We start from the raw sequence: 1,713 nt of genomic DNA, 5'->3' as shown, positions 1-1,713 counted from the left end.
CGCGAGACCCCCGCCAAGCTCCCAAGCCGTCAGCAGACGGCGTCAAACCATGGGTAGCGGGCATTCGGCAACAGCCTCTTATATTGTATAATAATCGTTAATATTATCGTGATTGATGCCGAGTACCTCATCGATTAAGGATCTCAGTTGAGATTGCATCACTCGGTTCTCGACGGTCATGTCTACTCGACCCAGTGCCAACAACTCTCGGCCGCCATCAATTCCAAACCGCCGGATTATCCCGCTGGCATGAGCTGGTGTGGCAGGATAAAGCAGCATCAGGCGGTCGCATTTGTAGAGTCGGGCATATGCCATCATCTGGTAGACATCGGCCTGACTCACGCCACTTTTGCGATCCAACGGATCGCCTGCGAGAGATTTCCACTTGGTGTCGATTACCGCAACAACCTTGGAGCCGCGCCTAAAAGTCCGACTCGAAACTCATGATCAACGTGCGAGGCGTCGGGTCAGGAGGATGACGGAGGCAGCGTATAGGAAGGTGGTTGCGGAGGCGACAGGCGCCTCGAAGTCGTTGGCGAGGCGTCTGTTACGATTGATCCATGCAAAGAAGCGCCCGACCATCCAGCGGCGCGGAAGAACCTGGAAGCCGACCTGACCGGCGATCTTCTTGACCACCTCAATAGCGAGGCAGGTAGCGTCCTCGACCCGTCGAGCGTTGCAAGCGCTGTCGGTGAAGGCCAATTCGATGAAGGCAAACGAGCGCCGCGAGGCCTGCAGCAGCAGGACAGCGCCATCACGATCCTGGATGTCCGGCCGGATGGCCGTGGAGAACCAGCCGCCGGCCGTTAGTGTTGACCATGGCGTCGCGCTTGCGGCCCTTGCCTGACCTCCTTGAAGATCAACCCGAAAGGCAACGCCGAATGACGCACCTGTCGGTCCATGAATGGGGCCGAGTGAGAGTCGGAATAGGCGGCTTTTCGGTCTCTCAGGCCGAAATGCTGGTCGCGGCAGCACGTGCTCATCCATTAGGAGGTGACAGCGGTAGCGGAATACTCGCTGATCATCGTCATTTTCTGCAAGCGAAACAGATGGTGGGGGTGATCTCCGGGCCCGGATGTAGTTTGGAAATCCTGCCAAAAATTGATCCCGAGGCACTCGACGACGATGTCCCAACCGTACGGCGCAGACTTGTTGCACTGCTTGATCTGGTATTGGGCCTCAATTTAGGAAGTGGCGCACATGCGCCAATGGCCCACGGTGCGGAAAATCTCCTCGACATTTTCATTCGTCTGTTCGCGCAACAGCTGCTGAAGCAGACTCGCCGAGGTTTGCCGCGCCGCTATTCCCCCTGTCAGGAAGATCTATCGGTTCTTCACGGACGGCTTGATGTGGTGCGGCAGTTCACTGTCCACGCTGTGCGACCGGATCGTTTAGCCTGTCGTTACGATATGCTGTCCAGCGACATCCCCTTGATGCAGATCATGAAGGCCACTGTCATCTTCCTTGCGACGTTGTGCCGCGCAATGAGGACGCGCCGCCTCTTGAATGAACTCCGCTTCGTGCTGGCAGATGTCACCGATGTGCCGGTCATTCATCTGCCTTGGAACAAGGTGCAGATTGACCGCACCAATCGGCACTGGAAGCAGCCTTTCGCCCTTGCTCGCCTACTTATGAGCCTGTTGCAGAATGGGCTCCAACCCTGTCGATGTCCGCTTGCCCCCGCGCTGCGGGGCTGATTCCCTCGGGTGAGGT

General features: G+C 57.5%; 2 protein-coding genes and 1 pseudogene. 1 reads left to right on the top strand and 2 read right to left on the bottom strand.

What is annotated here, in order from left to right; all coding sequences use genetic code 11:
- Positions 1-78 precede the first annotated feature (78 nt).
- Both IEW15_RS25340 and IEW15_RS26245 read right to left on the bottom strand, forming a co-directional pair.
- Complete coding sequence (locus tag IEW15_RS25340) at positions 79-360, bottom strand: McrC family protein (protein ID WP_229708853.1); 282 nt, start codon at positions 358-360, stop codon at positions 79-81.
- Between the two features lie 87 nt (positions 361-447).
- Positions 448-841, bottom strand: a pseudogene (locus tag IEW15_RS26245) (IS5/IS1182 family transposase); the annotation flags it as partial.
- A gap of 40 nt (positions 842-881) precedes the next feature.
- Here IEW15_RS26245 and IEW15_RS25330 point away from each other — a divergent pair.
- Positions 882-1,697 carry an McrC family protein gene (locus IEW15_RS25330; protein WP_188583294.1) on the top strand — a complete coding sequence of 272 codons (816 nt, stop codon included), beginning with the start codon at positions 882-884 and terminating at the stop codon, positions 1,695-1,697.
- Positions 1,698-1,713: the final 16 nt, after the last annotated feature.

The sequence above is a fragment of the Tistrella bauzanensis genome, assembly GCF_014636235.1.
Lineage (GTDB): Bacteria > Pseudomonadota > Alphaproteobacteria > Tistrellales > Tistrellaceae > Tistrella > Tistrella bauzanensis.
This window is presented reverse-complemented; position numbering and strand designations above follow the sequence as displayed.

Coding starts and splice junctions, on each gene's coding strand:
- IEW15_RS25330 (WP_188583294.1), top strand. CDS start 882: ATGACGCACCTGTCGGTCCATGAATGGGGCCGAGTGAGAGTCGGAATA.